The sequence below is a fragment of the Nonomuraea sp. NPDC049378 genome, assembly GCF_055586745.1.
Window position 1 is genome coordinate 47,958 of the sequence record NZ_JBVJHP010000013.1, and the last position, 14,512, is coordinate 62,469.

The 14,512-nt window shown below is 70.1% G+C and carries 13 protein-coding genes; 2 read left to right on the plus strand and 11 right to left on the minus strand.

Annotation, left to right across the window (positions count from 1 at the left end; translation table 11 throughout):
* Nucleotides 1–210 precede the first annotated feature (210 nt).
* A complete protein-coding gene (locus tag ACZ6SA_RS27385; protein WP_465831259.1) occupies nucleotides 211–1,770 on the plus strand; it encodes an alpha/beta hydrolase family protein in 1,560 nt (519 codons plus the stop codon).
* A gap of 104 nt (nucleotides 1,771–1,874) precedes the next feature.
* Here ACZ6SA_RS27385 and ACZ6SA_RS27390 read toward each other — a convergent pair whose 3' ends face one another.
* The 6 genes from ACZ6SA_RS27390 to ACZ6SA_RS27415 all read right to left on the minus strand — a co-directional run bounded on the left by ACZ6SA_RS27390 (nucleotide 1,875) and on the right by ACZ6SA_RS27415 (nucleotide 8,295).
* Entirely contained in the window at nucleotides 1,875–2,126 is a 252-nt protein-coding gene (locus ACZ6SA_RS27390) for a helix-turn-helix domain-containing protein (protein ID WP_347624403.1), read from the minus strand.
* 155 nt (nucleotides 2,127–2,281) lie between these two features.
* Nucleotides 2,282–3,331 (minus strand): tyrosine-type recombinase/integrase, encoded by a 1,050-nt coding sequence (locus ACZ6SA_RS27395; protein ID WP_465831262.1) that lies wholly within the window; start codon nucleotides 3,329–3,331, stop codon nucleotides 2,282–2,284.
* Between the two features lie 70 nt (nucleotides 3,332–3,401).
* Entirely contained in the window at nucleotides 3,402–4,931 is a 1,530-nt protein-coding gene (locus ACZ6SA_RS27400) for a helix-turn-helix domain-containing protein (protein ID WP_347645160.1), read from the minus strand.
* 14 nt (nucleotides 4,932–4,945) lie between these two features.
* The gene (locus tag ACZ6SA_RS27405; protein ID WP_443152674.1) at nucleotides 4,946–6,652 is read right to left on the minus strand and encodes an enoyl-CoA hydratase-related protein; all 1,707 of its coding nucleotides are present in this window, start codon (nucleotides 6,650–6,652) and stop codon (nucleotides 4,946–4,948) included.
* 529 nt (nucleotides 6,653–7,181) lie between these two features.
* Nucleotides 7,182–7,436: a hypothetical protein gene (locus ACZ6SA_RS27410; RefSeq protein ID WP_347645158.1), complete on the minus strand. Its 255-nt coding sequence runs from the start codon at nucleotides 7,434–7,436 to the stop codon at nucleotides 7,182–7,184.
* Nucleotides 7,437–7,899: 463 nt separating this feature from the next.
* On the minus strand, nucleotides 7,900–8,295 hold the full coding sequence (locus ACZ6SA_RS27415; protein WP_465831265.1) for a nuclear transport factor 2 family protein: 396 nt from the start codon (nucleotides 8,293–8,295) through the stop codon (nucleotides 7,900–7,902).
* Nucleotides 8,296–8,439: 144 nt separating this feature from the next.
* Between ACZ6SA_RS27415 and ACZ6SA_RS27420 the strand changes: the two genes are divergently transcribed.
* Nucleotides 8,440–8,916, plus strand: coding sequence for an ATP-binding protein (locus tag ACZ6SA_RS27420; protein WP_465831267.1), 477 nt, complete (start codon nucleotides 8,440–8,442; stop codon nucleotides 8,914–8,916).
* Nucleotides 8,917–8,939: 23 nt separating this feature from the next.
* Here the strand turns inward: ACZ6SA_RS27420 and ACZ6SA_RS27425 are convergent, their stop codons facing one another.
* The 5 genes from ACZ6SA_RS27425 to ACZ6SA_RS27445 all read right to left on the minus strand — a co-directional run bounded on the left by ACZ6SA_RS27425 (nucleotide 8,940) and on the right by ACZ6SA_RS27445 (nucleotide 14,474).
* Nucleotides 8,940–11,300, minus strand: coding sequence for an ATP-binding protein (locus ACZ6SA_RS27425; protein WP_465831269.1), 2,361 nt, complete (start codon nucleotides 11,298–11,300; stop codon nucleotides 8,940–8,942).
* Between the two features lie 143 nt (nucleotides 11,301–11,443).
* Nucleotides 11,444–12,418: an FkbM family methyltransferase gene (locus ACZ6SA_RS27430; RefSeq protein ID WP_465831271.1), complete on the minus strand. Its 975-nt coding sequence runs from the start codon at nucleotides 12,416–12,418 to the stop codon at nucleotides 11,444–11,446.
* A 70-nt stretch (nucleotides 12,419–12,488) separates the two neighbouring features.
* Nucleotides 12,489–12,908, minus strand: a complete 420-nt coding sequence (locus ACZ6SA_RS27435) for an ATP-binding protein (RefSeq protein WP_347645152.1) — start codon at nucleotides 12,906–12,908, stop codon at nucleotides 12,489–12,491.
* A complete protein-coding gene (locus tag ACZ6SA_RS27440) occupies nucleotides 12,905–13,090 on the minus strand; it encodes a DUF5999 family protein (protein ID WP_347645151.1) in 186 nt (61 codons plus the stop codon). The genes ACZ6SA_RS27435 and ACZ6SA_RS27440 overlap by 4 nt, the downstream gene beginning before the upstream one ends.
* 199 nt (nucleotides 13,091–13,289) lie before the next feature.
* Complete coding sequence (locus ACZ6SA_RS27445) at nucleotides 13,290–14,474, minus strand: OmpA family protein (protein ID WP_465831274.1); 1,185 nt, start codon at nucleotides 14,472–14,474, stop codon at nucleotides 13,290–13,292.
* Nucleotides 14,475–14,512 lie beyond the last annotated feature (38 nt).

Sequence of the window (14,512 nt, forward strand, 5' to 3'; positions counted from 1 at the left end):
CGGTGATCTCCCCGGACGGCCGCTGGGTCGCCTACACGCTGCTGGGCGCCGGATTCGACCTCGCTCTACTTCGGATCGGATCGGGCGCGGCGCGGCACCATCCAGCTGCACCGGATATCCCTCGAGGGCGGCGAGGCGGAGCCGCTGACCGCCTGGCGGGCAGGCATCTCGGGCTACCTTCCGCTCGCCGACGGCCGGCGGATCGCGGTGGTGGCCGCGAAGCCGCCGACCGAAGAGGACGAGCGCAGGACGGCCGAACGCGACGACGCCAAGGTGTGGGGAGAACGGGCGCCCCAGGGCCGGCTGTGGGTGCTCGAGCTGGATTCCGGGCGGGCGCGCATGGTGGACGGGCTCGGCGACAGGCATGTCGTCGAAGTGGCGCAGCGGCCGGACGGCGGCCCCCTCGCCATACTCAGCTGGGCGACCCCGGAGCCCGACCCCGGCTGCCTGGCCTGCGAGGTGCATGCGGTCGACCTGGACACCGGCAAGGTCCAGGCGCTCGGCGAGGCCGCTTCGCAGGCATCCTCGCCCACCTGGTGGCGCGCAGACGGCGCCTGGCACCTGTGCTACCTGGCGACGACCCTCCCCGGACCGGTCGGGGGGCGGGCCGTCTTCGACCTCGCCGTGCCCGAGATCGGCTCGCCAGGAGAACACCGCAACCTGACCAGCGGCATGACCGTCTGCCCGTCCGGCCTGGCGCAGGTCGCGGCCGGACCGCCACTGGCACTGTTCGCCGACGGGCTCGACACCGCGATCTACCGGCTCGATCCAGAAACACGGCGGTTTCAGCCGGTGTGTTCCGTGGAGGGCCTGCTCGCCTGGCTCACCGCGAGCACGGCGGGAGAAGTGGTCGCCGCGGCGGCGAGCACGGCGTACCAGCCGCTGGACATCCACGCCGGGCGGCCCGATCGACTCGTGCGGCTCAGCGACACCAGGCCGGAGACACGCGAGATCGAGTGGGGGAGACAGGAACGCCTCTCCTACAAGGCGTCCGACGGGCTGGACCTCGACGGGCTGCTGATCCTGCCGGCCGGAAGAAGCCGTCGCGACGGCCCGTTCCCGCTCATCACGCTCGTGCACGGCGGCCCGTACGACAGGTACGCCGACCGCTTCATGCTTGACGTGCTCCCGTCGGGACAATGGCTGGCGACCGCCGGCTACGCGGTCTTCCTGCCCAACCCACGCGGCGGCGAGGGCCACGGCCACGCATTCGCGGCTACCGTCGCCGGCGCGGTCGGCATGGACGAATGGACGGACATCGTCAGCGGCATCGACCTGCTGATCGCCGACGGCATCGCCGATCCGGACCGGCTCGGGATCGGCGGGTGGAGCCACGGAGGGTTCATGACCGCGTGGGCCGTCGGGCAGACGAGCCGGTTCAGGGCCGCGGTCATGGGTGCCGGCATCAGCGACTGGGGCATGCTCGTCGCAACCGGCGACTGGGGAACCCTGGAGGCGGGCCTCAGCGGGAGCTGCGGCTGGGAAGGAACCGGTCCCCACGGCCACGACCGGCTCAGCCCCATCTCCCACGCCTCGAGAATCCGCACGCCGGTGCTGATCCTGCATGGCGAGGACGACACGAACGTGCCGGTCGGCCAGGCCACGTACTTCCATCGCGCCCTGCGACGCTTCGGCGTCGAGCACGAGTTCGTCGTCTATCCGCAGGAAGGCCACTCGATCCAGGAACGCAGCCACCAGATCGACGTGCTGCGGCGCACCCGCGCATGGTTCGACCGATGGCTCGCCGGCCCCACGTCACACCCCGGCTAACGCCCGGAGCGGCTCCACGTGAACGCCTCCGGGGAGCGGCTTTCGTCCCCGGGACGGAGCTCGGGCAACAGCCGGGAGGGCCCGCCGGCCGACCGGAAGCGGGATCAGGTGGGAGCGGGGGTGGAGCGGACGGCCAGGTGGTCGAGGGAGATGCCGAGCACGTCGGCCAGGGCGGCGATGGTGAAGAAGGCGGGGGTGGCGATGCGGCCGGTCTCGATCTTGCGCAGCGTTTCGGCGGACATGCCCGCGGCCGCCGCGACCTCGACGATGCTGCGCTCGCCGCGGGCCTGCCGAAGGGTCGAGCCGAGCTGCTCGCCACGGAGCCGCTCTTCAGGGGTCAGCGGAGGTCGCACCATGGCCACCACTCTATACCCGGATACTAATACCGGTATAGTTATCCCACTCGCGCGCGAGCCGCACCCCTCGAAGACGCTGACTTCGGCTTGTTCGCTCCTGCCGGCGCGCAGGCAGCGGGCGGCGCATTCGATGCAGGCCAGGCAGGGCCGCTCGCTCAGCCGGACTCGCGCGGGCCACCCGGCTCGCCCCGCAGCAGCGGATGCGCCCTCATCGCCACCTCCAGCTCACCCGGCAGCTCATCGCGGTAACGCCCCAACGTCGACAGGTCACTGTGCCCCAGCACCCGCCGCACCGCGTCCATGTCGACCGCGTCGGCCAGCAGATGCGTCGCCGTCGTGTGCCGCAGCCCATGCGGCGTCACCGACCGCCGCTGATCCGGATCGACCCGCGCCTGCACCCGGTCGATGACCGCCTGCACATCCCCCCGCGCCAGCCGCCGCCCCCGCCACGACAACAGCAGCGCCTTGTCCTGCACCGCCGGCCGCCCCCGCGCCAGATATTCCTGCAACACCCGCGCCACATCCTCCGGCAACGGCACATCCCGCGTCCGCCCGCCCTTACCGAAGATCCGCCAGTAACGCACCCCGTCATTGGTGAAAAAATCCTCCACATTGGCGCGCACCAGCTCCGACACCCGCGGCCCCACCGTCGCCAGCAGCAACACGATCACCGCATCCCGCAACTCCGTACGCTGATCGCGCCGCTTGCCCGCCGGCACCGCGTCCGCCACCGCGTCCGGCACCGCCCGCGCCGCCCCGATCAGCCCCTGGGCCTGCTCCCGCGTCAACGCCCGCCGCTGCGGCCGCAGCCCGCCCCGCTCCTTGGCCGTCACCGCCGACCCCGTCATCGGATTGAGCTGCACCCACCCGGCCAGCGCCGCGTGCTTGAACAGCGCCGAGATCGACCGCCGAAAGCGCGCCTGCGACGCCGGCGACTGCCCGCCGCCCCGCTCGCCCGAGCCCGCCGCGCGCCTGCCGTCCGGCCGGCGCGCGAACGCCAGCAGGATCGCATCGACGTCCGCGCCCGTCAGATCATCCAGCACCGTGGCCTCGCCCGCCAGCTCCACCAGCGTCGCCACGTCCCGCGCGTAAACCTCCGCCGTCGACGGCGACAACGCCCCCGTCACCGTCCTGGCCCGCACCAACTCCACATAACGGTCAGCCGCCTCCGCCACCGTCACCCGGTCGAGCTCCGCAGGCCGCACCGGCCACCACCCTCTCGCTGGACACGACAAGATCCGAGCAAGACCGTAGCGGCCGGCACCGACACAAACGCTAGATGTCGCGGAACGTCTCGATGCGCGCCCCCAGCGCGTTCAGCCGCTCCGCCAGATCCTCATAACCCCGATTGATCACATACACGTTCCGCAGCACCGACGTGCCCTCCGCCGCCATCATCGCCAGCAGCACCACCACCGCGGGACGCAACGCCGGCGGGCACATCATCTCCGCGCTACGCCACCGCGTCGGCCCCTCCACCAGCACCCGATGCGGATCCAGCAACTTCACCGACGCCCCCAGCCGCGTCAGCTCCGTCAGATAGATCGCCCGGTTGTCGTAGACCCAGTCATGAATCAGCGTCGACCCCTGCGCCGACGCCGCGATCGCCGCGAAGAACGGCACATTGTCGATGTTCAGCCCCGGGAACGGCATCGGATGGATCTTGTCGATGGGGGAGACCAGCTTCGACGGGCGCACCGTCAGATCCACCAACCGGGTCCGCCCGTTGGCCGCGGCGTACTCACGCCCCCGGTCGCAATCGAGCCCCATCTCCTCCAGCACCGCCAGCTCGATCTCCAGGAACTCCACCGGCACCCGGCAGATCGTCAGCTCCGACGACGTCACCACCGCCGCCGCCAGCAGGCTCATCGCCTCCACCGGATCCTCGGAGGGGGAGTAGTCGACGTCCCGCTCGATCGAGGCCAGCCCGTGCACCGTCAGCGTCGTCGTCCCCACCCCCTCCACCCGCACCCCGAGCTGCTCCAGGAAGAAGCACAGATCCTGCACCATGTAGTTCGACGAGGCGTTGCGGATCACCGTCACCCCGTCATGCCGCGCCGCCGCCAGCAGAGCGTTCTCCGTCACCGTGTCACCCCGCTCGGTCAGCACGATCGGCCGCGACGGCGACACCCCCCGATCCACCCGCGCGTGATAGAACCCGCCCGTCGCCGTGATGTCCAGCCCGAACGGCCGCAACGCCGACATGTGCGGCTGCACCGTACGCGTCCCCAGATCACACCCACCCGCATACGGAATCTGGAACTGCTCCGTCCGATGCATCAACGGCCCCAGGAACATGATCACACTCCTGGTGCGCCGGGCGGCCTCCGTATCCATCGCCTCCAGCTCCAACCGCGCCGGAGGAACGATCTCCAGATCGCTGCCCTCGTTGATCCACCGCGCCCGCACCCCGATCGACGCGAGCACCTCCAGAATCCGGTAAACCTCCTCGATCCGCGCCACCTTGCGCAGAATCGTCCGCCCCGAGTTCAGCAACGACGCGCACAACAACGCCACACACGCGTTCTTCGACGTCTTCACATCGATCGAACCCGACAGCCGCCGCCCGCCCACCACCCGCAGATGCATCGGCCCGGCATAACCCAGCGACACGATCTCACTGTCGAGCGCCTCACCGATCCGGGCGATCATCTCAAGACTGATGTTCTGGTTGCCGCGCTCGATCCGGTTGACCGCACTCTGACTCGTCGCCAGCGCATCCGCCAACTGCAGCTGCGTCCAACCACGATGCTGACGCGCATCCCGGATCAACCGGCCGATCCGCACAAGATAATCATCTGCCACACCAGAACCATATCTCACATATGAGATGTCTCCGCGCCCGACACCGACGACGCGCCGGACAACCCCCGATGAACCGCCAGATGCTCCGGCGTCGCCTCAGCCTTCACCTTGTGCACGAACGCCCGCCGAGCCGCCCGGAACCCATTCTGATCATCGAACATGTCCCGGCTCATCTCCGCCAGCTCCTCAGCCCGGAACGCATCCAACGGCTTACGCCGCTCATCCGCCTCCCGCGCCGCCCGACGCCCCGCCAGCAACCGATCGTAACCCGGATCCACCGCCAGCCGCTCCGCGTACTCCAGCACCCGGCGCTCGAAATCCAACCGCGGCCCCGACAACATCCTGTCCGCCAGCCCCAGCTCCACCGCCTCGGCCGCCCCGATCGGCAACGCCTCCTGCGTCAACCGCAACGCCTGCTCCGCACCCACCCGACGCGGCAACGCATACGTCCAGAACTCACTACCGAACAACCCCATCGTCCGATAATGCGGATTCAACACCACCCCCTCACGCACGATCACCCGATCCGCACCCAACCCCATCATCACCCCACCAGCACCGGCATTGCCGCCCATCGACGTCACCACCAGCTGCCCCGTACACCCGATCACCTCACGACACACCGCATTGATCGCGTTGATGTTCATCCACGACTCCAGCTCCGGATGCCGCGCCGCCTCGATCACATTCAGATGAATGCCGTTGGAGAACACCTCCCCACCCCGCACCACCAGCACCCGCGTATCCTGCGCCGCCGCATACCGCAACGCCGCCGCCAACCGCCGGCACTGCTCCGTCGACATCGCCCCGTTGTAGAAGTCGAAACTCACCACCCCCACACCGTCACTACGGTCATACGTGATCTCGCTGTACCCCGACCGCTCCGGCGCCGACGCCACCAGCTCACCCAACGCCATCGCCGCCGGCAACTTCACCGCCCCCTCACGCTCCAACCGCAGATGCCCCACCCACACCGAACCGTCCCCCGTACACACCAGCACGGCCCCCTCACGCCGCGCCACCACCTCACCCGGCACCCCATCCGGCAACTCCGGACCCCGGTACACGTCGAACACCCGCACCGGAAGATCGCACAACACCGTCCGCCCACCCGGCGACCCATCCGCCGCCCGCACCCGGCGCACGATCTCCTCACTCGACTCCGACCAGGAAAACTCCCGATCCGCATGCCGCATCGCCCGCCGCAACCGCCCCCGCACCTCAGGCGAACGATAATCCAGCGGCACCGGCACGAACGACGCGTCCGCCGCCTTCCCCGCCACCTCCACCACCAGCTCGACCGCCGCATCGGCCACCGGCCCGTTGTACAACGCCGACTTACGCGGCGGCTCCGCCGGCATCGCGAACATCCGATACCCCCAGATCGGACCCGCGTCCATCTCCTCCACCGCCTGCAACGCCGTCACCCCCCACTCAGGCTCGGCGTCCACGATCGCCCAATCCAGCGACGACGGCCCACGATCCCCAGGAGGACCAGGATGGATGATCACCGTACGGTGCCCCTGCCACAACGCCGCCGGCACCCGCTCCTTCAGGAACGGGCAGATCACCAGATCCGGCTTCGCCAGCTCGGCCGCCTCCACCATGGCCTGCTCAGAGACGGCCAGCTCGACACTCACCTCATGACCCTCACGCCGCAAAGCGAGCCAGGAACGCTGGGTCAGGCCATTGAACGCGGAGCAGAGCAGCAAGATACGCAACGCGGTACTTCTTTCCGGACAAGGGGAGACGACACGACGCACGGGCATGGGGGACCGGACTCAGCCGGACGGGTGAACCCACCGGTCTCGGACATTAAAGTCCGTCCCATATAACCCATACATGCCATCGATGCTGACACGAAACTCACACCACCGCTGACACTTCGCCGCAAAAACCCCGGCTGACCAGCGCCGATAAATCCCTTTTGCCCACAAACATCACGCTCTGCGACGTGAACGCACCCTCGGCGATCATCCCGGGGGAGCGGGCCGCACTCCCGCCGCGAGCAGGGGAGCGGGGCCGAGCGCCCTCGCGACGGGACGCGGCGGCGCGGACCCCCGCACGAGCCGCCCGTACACGGACCGGCCGGGGCCACGGGAGAACCCCGGCGCACGGCCGGACCCTGCCTGCCTGCCGACCAGGGAACATGCAGCACGAAACCAGGACACAACACCCGATACCAAACAGAATCCCTGTTCTGTCGGGTATCGGACACGGATCCGCACGGGCGCCCGGAAGGGCACGGACCTACAGCCGGTTGACGAAACGCGAGGCGGCCCGCTGGCTCATGCCGGTCTCACCGCGTACGAGAAACACGGCCTCGCGGATCTGGCCGAGCGCCTTGAGCTCCCGCGCCTGATCCACAAGATCCATGCTGGGATTGGGCCGGTTGCGCGGGCGCCTGGTGAGCCGGACGGCCCAGATGATCAACCAGATGACCGCGGCGGCGAGGACGGCCGACAGGGCGATGAGGCTCGGGGTGGTGACCTCCAGGGGTGACATGGGAGGCGTCTTCCCGGGAGGAAACGGTTTAGTCGGGCCGCTCTCGTAGTTGCTCGATAATTAACATTATGTCAAGTAGAGGAGGGATCCACGGGGCTGGGGGGACGTCCCCCGCGGGTTTGACGGGCTGGCTTGACGGCCTGTCGATTCGCTTCCCCGGTGGGGTTGACGCGCTTAATGTGGGGATTCTGCTATTCGCGCCGCGAGAGGAGCAGCACGTGGGGAGCCAGTCGGTGTTATGCCAGGTGTGTCAGGGGGTTCTGCCTGCTTCGGGTAAGGAGGCGTACACGGCGTTGCGGGGGCGGCTGATCGTGTCGAACGGCTACTGCGGGGGTGGGTGCGCCGAGCGGCGTGCCGAGGAGGAGGCGGCGCAGCGGGTGGCGCGTCCTCAACCGCAGGCGGCTCCGGTGCCGTCGCGGCCGGTGTCGCGGCCGGTCGCTGCAAGGCCGGTTCGGGTGGCGCGTTAGCTCGCTGGGTTTTCTGGGTCGGGGTGGCGGTCGGTGGTGTGCCAGTAGTCGCGGGTGCGTACGGCGAGTCCGTCGGGGTCGAAGTGGACGAGTACGCAGCCTGCGAGGGTGGTGGGCCGGCCGTTGTCGAGGGCGTGGACCTGGAATTCGATGGCGGCCTGGTCGCCGTCGACGAGGGGTGTGGCGAAGGTGACGTGGGGGTCGGTTTCGCTGCTGAATGACCAGGTGATGTAGTCGGCGATGGCGTGTTTGCCCTGGTGGGGCGGGCGGAAGGGCATGCTGGTGTGGACGGCTTCGTCGTGGTAGAGGGCGATGACGGCGTCGGTGTCGTGGTGGGTCCAGCCGTGTTGCCAGGTGTCGGCGAAGCGTTGGGCGGCGGTGCGGGTGTTCATGGTGTTCATTGTGGTGGGTGGGGGTTGCCGCCTGCGTAGCACCCAATAGGTACCCATATAGGTATTTCTCCCGTCTTGTGGTTGGTGGTGCGGCGGCAAGCTACGTGAGGACCGCTCACCAGCCCCCGAGGGAGAGGAACCGACGTGCGTGCCATGGACCGGCGAGGAAGCGACCCGAGGACGCCCGTCGTACGCCTCCCCTCCCGTAACGCGCTTCTGGCCATGGCCGACGCGCTGGCCGTGCGCACCGGGTGGGCGGGGCCGGATCGCGAGGTGTCGTGGTTGTTGTCGGCGCGGCCGTCGGCGGTGCCCGCCGCCCGTCGCCTGGTCACGGCGCGGCTGTCGGCGTGGGGCCTGCAGCGGCAGGCGGAGGCGGCCGAGTTGCTCGTGGGCGAGCTCGTCGCCGACGCGTTGCGCCGCTGCGGCGGCCGGATCAGGCTGGCGCTGCGGGTGGACGACGGGTTGCTGCGTTGCGAGGTGACGGCCGTCTTCGCCGGTCCCGGGACGCGGCCGGGTCCTGCGCCGCACCAGTCGCTGCTGGCCCGGCTGGCCTGTTGTTGGGGTGTTTCCGGGCAGGTGGCGTGGTTCGAGCTGCCTTCCGGCGGCGGTCACGTGCATTGACGGGTTGGGCGCGGGTCGCGGTTTCACTCCCCCGGTGCGGTGTTGTCGCCGGCTCTGGTGCGTTCTCCCACCCATACGGCGATCTGGGAGCGGGAGCTGAAGCCCAGTTTGGTCAGGATGTGCTCGACGTGGCCTTCGGCGGTGCGCTGTGAGATGACGAGCGAGGCGGCTATCTCCTTGTTGGTCAGGCCGCGGGCGACGAGCTGGGCGATCTCGCTTTCGCGGCGGGTCAGCCGGGCGCGCCGCTCGCTGCCGTCGTCGCGGCCGCTGGGCGGTTCCTCTTTCAGGACGTAGGCCAGCGCCTCGTCGAGCGGCATGCGGGCGCCGCGCAGTACGGCCGTGTCGAACGCCGTCTCCCCCAGCGCCTTGCGGGTTTCTTCCTCGCAGGCGTCGTGGTAACCGGCCAGGTGCCCGTATCCGGACAGGGGCGCGCCGACGGACGCCCACACCGTCTGCAGGATGCCCAGCAGGCGTGCGGCGTGCTGGTGGCGGCGTTGTGAGGTGGCGATCCAGGCCAGCGCTTCGAGGGTGATGCCGATGCCCAGGGAGTCGCCCAGGCCGCGGGTGACCACCAGTGCCTGTTGTTCGAGGTCGGTGGCGCGCCGGAGGTCTCCTTGGCGCCACACCTCGACGCCCAGCGCCATCATGGCGTACGCGCGGTGCCAGCTTTCGTGGTGGTTTTCGCACAGGGCCAGGCACTCCTCCCCCGCGGCCATGGCGGAGGCGGTGTCGCCGGTGTAGGAGCGGGCCAGTGTCAGCCGGATGAGTGACAGTGCCGTGCCGGCGGGGTCGCCGCTGGCGCGGTGCTTGGCCAGGGCCTGCTCGTACAGGGTGACGGCGTCGGCGGTGCGGTTCTCCCACATGGCGATCATGCCGGAGAACAGGGCGACGTAGCCGAGGACGTGCTGGTTGTGCAGCCGCTCCCCCGCGCGGCGGCTGGCGTGCAGCATGGTGGTGGCGGCGGGTTTGTCGGCCTGGATGATGGCCAGCCAGCCGCCGGCCCACAGGGCGCGGGCGCGGACGTCGTCGGGGACGTCGTCGGTGTTGAGTCCGTGGTCCAGCCAGCGCCGGCCTTCAGCCAGGTAATAACTGGTGGTCCAGTGATAGAGCAGGTCGGTGGCCATGGTCAGGCCGGTGGGCGCGCCGTCCGGTCCGTTGTAGGACTCTTCCAGGGCGGTGCGCAGGTTGGCGTGTTCGAGGTGCAGGCGGGTGAGCCAGTGCACCTGCCGGGGGCCGAACAGGTCCGCTCGGGTCCGTGCGGCCAGGTCGCGGTAATAACGTGCGTGCCGTTCGCGCAGCCAGTCGTCGTGGCCGGAGGCGGTCAGGCGTTCGCGGCCGTAGGCGCGCAGGGTGTCCAGCATCCGGTAGCGGACGCCGGATGGGTGGTCTTCGCGAATCAGTACGGACTTGTCGACCAGGCCGATCACCAGGTCGACGACGTCGTGGGGGTTGATGCCGCGGCCGGAGCAGATCGTCTCGGCCGCTTCCAGGTCCAGGCCTCCGGCGAAGGCTGAGGCCCGTTCCCACAGGAGTCGTTCTTTGTCCGAACACAGTGCGTAGCTCCAATCGATGAGGGCTCGTAGTGTCTGGTGGCGGGGTAGTTCTGCCCGCGATCCGGCGTTGAGCAGGCGGAATCGGTCGTCGAGCCGGTCGAGCAGTTGCTGTGCCGACAGGGCGCGCAGCCGGACGGCGGCGAGTTCGATGCCCAGGGGCAGGCCGTCGAGGCGGCGGACGATGCGGGTGACGACGTCGCGGTTGTCCTCGGTGACGGCGAAGGTGGGCAGGACGGCTCGGGCGCGTTCGGCGAACAGGCGGACGGCGTCGCCTTGTTTGAGGGCGTCGAGGGTGGGGCGGGCGGTGCTGCCGTCGGGCAGTGACAGGGGTGGCACGGGTACGGCCTGTTCGCTGGCGATGCCGAGCGCTTGCCGGCTGGTGGCGAGGATGCGCAGGTCGCCGGCGGCGCGCAGCAGGGTCTCTGCGAGGACGGCGCATTCGTGCACGAGGTGTTCGCAGTTGTCGAGGATGAGCAGGGCCTGCTTGTCGTGCAGGTGGTCGATGAGGACCTGCACGGGGGGTGCGGCGGTGTGGCCGCGGATCTCGAGGGCCTCGACGACGCTTTCGGCGAGGATGGCGGGCTGGTGCAGGGAGGCGAGTTCGACGAGCCATACGCCGTCGCGGAAGGAGCGGCGCAGGTCCTGGCCGACGCGCAGGGCCAGGCGGGTCTTGCCGACGCCGCCGACGCCGGTGAGGGTGACGGCTCTGGATGCGGCCAGGAGTCGCTTGACGTCGGCCACTTCGTGCCGGCGTCCGATGAAGCTGGTCACCTCTGCCGGGAGCCTGTTCGTTCGCTGCTCCCTGGAGGTGGTGGTCGTCACCGCTGTCATGGTGTGTGGGGCGACCGGCCGGCGGGTTCGCGTGGCGCCGGAGCCGTGTCGCCGTAACCCACCGTATGTGCCGGCCGCTGGTGCCGGGTGCGTGGCCGAGGGCCCGTGGCCGGGTTTTGACCCTTTCATGGCGGTGGCGTGGTTCATGGGCTGGCGTGCCAGGGGCGCAGGGCGTCGAGGTGGTGTTGCCGGCCGATCGCCACGAGGTTGGAGCGGTAGAGGCCGATGGCGTCCGGGGCGTCCAGGCTGTCGCGGGTGGCGGGCCGCAGGGCGTTGTCGAGTTCGTCGACGACGAAGACCCAGGGGTAGTGGGCGAAGACGAGGTCGAGCAGTTCGCCGGCGGAGCAGCCGCAGTTGGCCTGGAGCTGGGGGTGGAGTTCGAACAGCAGGGTGGGCTGGGCGGTGAGGGTTTCGGCGGCGCCGTGCAGGACGAAGCCTTCGTAGCCTTCGACGTCGATCTTGATGATGTCGGGTGGGGGGAGGTCGTGGCGGGCGAGGTAGGTGTCGATGGAGGTCATGGGGATGGTGACGGCGCCCGCGGGGGTGCCGACGTTGGCCGCGGCGGCGGAGTGTTTGCCGGACTGCTCGCCTGACAGGTGCACGGTGAGGTCGCCGGGTGTGGCGCCCACGGCGATCGGTTCGATGGTGACGCGGGTGGTGAGGTGGTTGCGGTCGACGTTGCGGCGCAGGTAGCCGATGTTCTCGGGGACGGGTTCGAAGGCGATCAGGGTGCCGTCGGGCGGTAGGTGGGTGGCGCCGGTGCAGGCGTAGACGCCGATGTTGGCGCCGATGTCGAGGATGGTGCGGCTGGCGGCGGCGAGTCGTTCGTACAGGGTGACTTCGAATTCTTCGTAGTAGCCGGCCGAGACCGAGGGCATGATGGTGGCGTCCCAGGCGGGGCCGGTGAGCACGACGCCGCGGTAGTGGGCTTCGGGGTCGTGGCCGGAGGTGGTGACGCCGAGCCGGAAAACGGTGTGGTAGAGGCGGTTGACCAGGGGGAGGCGGCGGACGCTTCGGCCGCGTAGCAGGGTGCGGGTGATTTTGCTGCGGTTGGCGGCTCTGGCCGCTCGCATGACCGTGATGGCGGCTTTCTTGCGGAGGTGTTTGCTGGAGGTCATGGTGTGAGTCTGGTGCAGTCGGCGGCCTGATGGGCGCCGATGCCCGGGATTGGTGCGGCCGGGTGGGCGGTCAGCAGGCCTGCGCCTCGAGGGTCAGGGCGTCGTCGTCGGCCTGTTGCGGGAGCGGCAGGTCGAACCAGACGCGCTTGCCGCGCCGGGTGCGGGTGCTGCCCCAGCCGGAGGCGATGGCCTCCACCAGGTGCAGGCCGCGTGAGCTCTCGTCGTCGTGGCCCGCCGGGCGCAGGTGGGGCAGGTCGGGGCTGGTGTCCTCGACCTCGCAGTGCAGCAGGTCGCCGGTGAGCGACAGGCGCAGCCGGATGGGGCCGCGGGCGTGGCGTACGGCGTTGGTGACGAGTTCGCTGACCAGCAGTTCGGCGGCTTCGCTGCCGTGTGGCAGGCCCCAGGCGAGCAGTTGCGCGCGCACGGCGTGGCGGGCGCGCGGCACGGAAGCGTGTCGTGGCGGCAGGGTCCACGTCGCGGTCGCGTTCATGCCGCCCGCCCGGCGCAGGGGACGACGCTGCGGCCGTCGGGCAGCAGTTCGCCGGTGTCGTCGAAGAAGACGACCCCGTTGCACAGCAGACCCCATCCCTGCTCGGGGTGGTATGCCACGAGGCGCGCGGCCTCGCGGCCGGCGGCGTCCGCGGGGGGACATGGTGGCTGGTGCTGGCACATGACTTCGATCCTCGCTTCCCGCTTCTCAGCGGATTGAGCTCATGTGACCAGTCTGGTTCCTCCACCCACCCAAGAAAGAGGTGAAAAATCCCCATACGAGTACCTATTTCCACGTAGGTAGGTACCCGAATCCCCAGCTCATCCCCACCATGGCATCCCCGCAGGCGCCCCGCGACACCGCCACGACGCGGGCAGGCGCTCATGTCCGCGCCGAGATCACCACCCGGCGGTTCTTGGCCCGGCCTGCCGGATTGTCCGAGCCGCCCGCCGTCGTGTTCGGCGCGGCGGGTTTCGACTCCCCGAAGCCCCGCGCCACGAGCCGCGCTTCCGGCAGCCCTCCTTCGGCGGCCAGCCAGTCCGCGACCGCCCGGGCCCGCCGCTCCGACAGCGGCTGGTTGTGCGCGACGTCTCCCTTGGCGTCGGTGTGCCCGTCGACGTGAATGGTCACCCCGTCGCCGGCCTCCTCCGCCAGCCGCCGCGCGACCTTTTCCAGATCGGCGGCCGCGGACGGTTTGATGTCGGCGCTGTCGAAGTCGAACAGCACGTCGGCTTCGAGGGCGAACGCGATCGAGTCCTTCCCCTCGAACACCTGGCTCCTGCCGACCTCGTACCCCTTCAGCTCCGCTCCCGGGATCTCCACCCCCGGCACCTCGACCCCGGGCGCCTCCACGGCGGGCACCTCGACCGCGGGGACGCACTCCCGCCGCGCGTTGCAGCCCTCCGGCCGGATGATCGAACGACGGATCACGAACGGGCGGATGACGAAAGGCCGGATGACGAAGGGGCGGATCACGAACGGCACCACGCCGCCGTCCTTGGGCTCGGCCTGGCACACCTCGGGGGTCGACACGCCCTGCGCGCTCTGTGCCGGGGCCGAGACGCCCTCCGCGCGCACCGGGTCGAGCTTGATCCCGCCCGCGTCCACGCCGGGAATCTCGACCGGCGGGATCCGTACGGCGGGGATCGACACCGGCGGGATGGACGCGGCCCCCAGGCAGCCGCCGGGCGCCGGGGCCACCTCGGTGCACTGGGCGGGAATGCGGACGGCGGGGATGTCCACGCCCGGGATGGTGACGGCGGGGACGACCTCTCCCCCGACCTTCGCCTCAGGTACGACCACCGGGTCGGCGTGCACCGCCGGCACCTCCACGGCCGGGATCAGCTCGCCGTTCGGGCAGCTCGACGGTTCTGGGCCCGTGGGGGACGGCGTGGCCGGAGCGCCCGGCGGCGTCGTGGCGGCCGAGGCGGTGCTCCGCGACGCCGACGCCGGCGGCTGGCGCTCCTCCCCGCTGCCGCCGGTGTGGGAGAGGCTGCAGGACGCCAGCGCGAGCGCGACCACCGGGAGGAGGAGCCGGCTGCTCGTACGGATCAACCGATCGGTCATGGCCCCCGACGGTACGGGATGCACCTTCAGGATGTGCA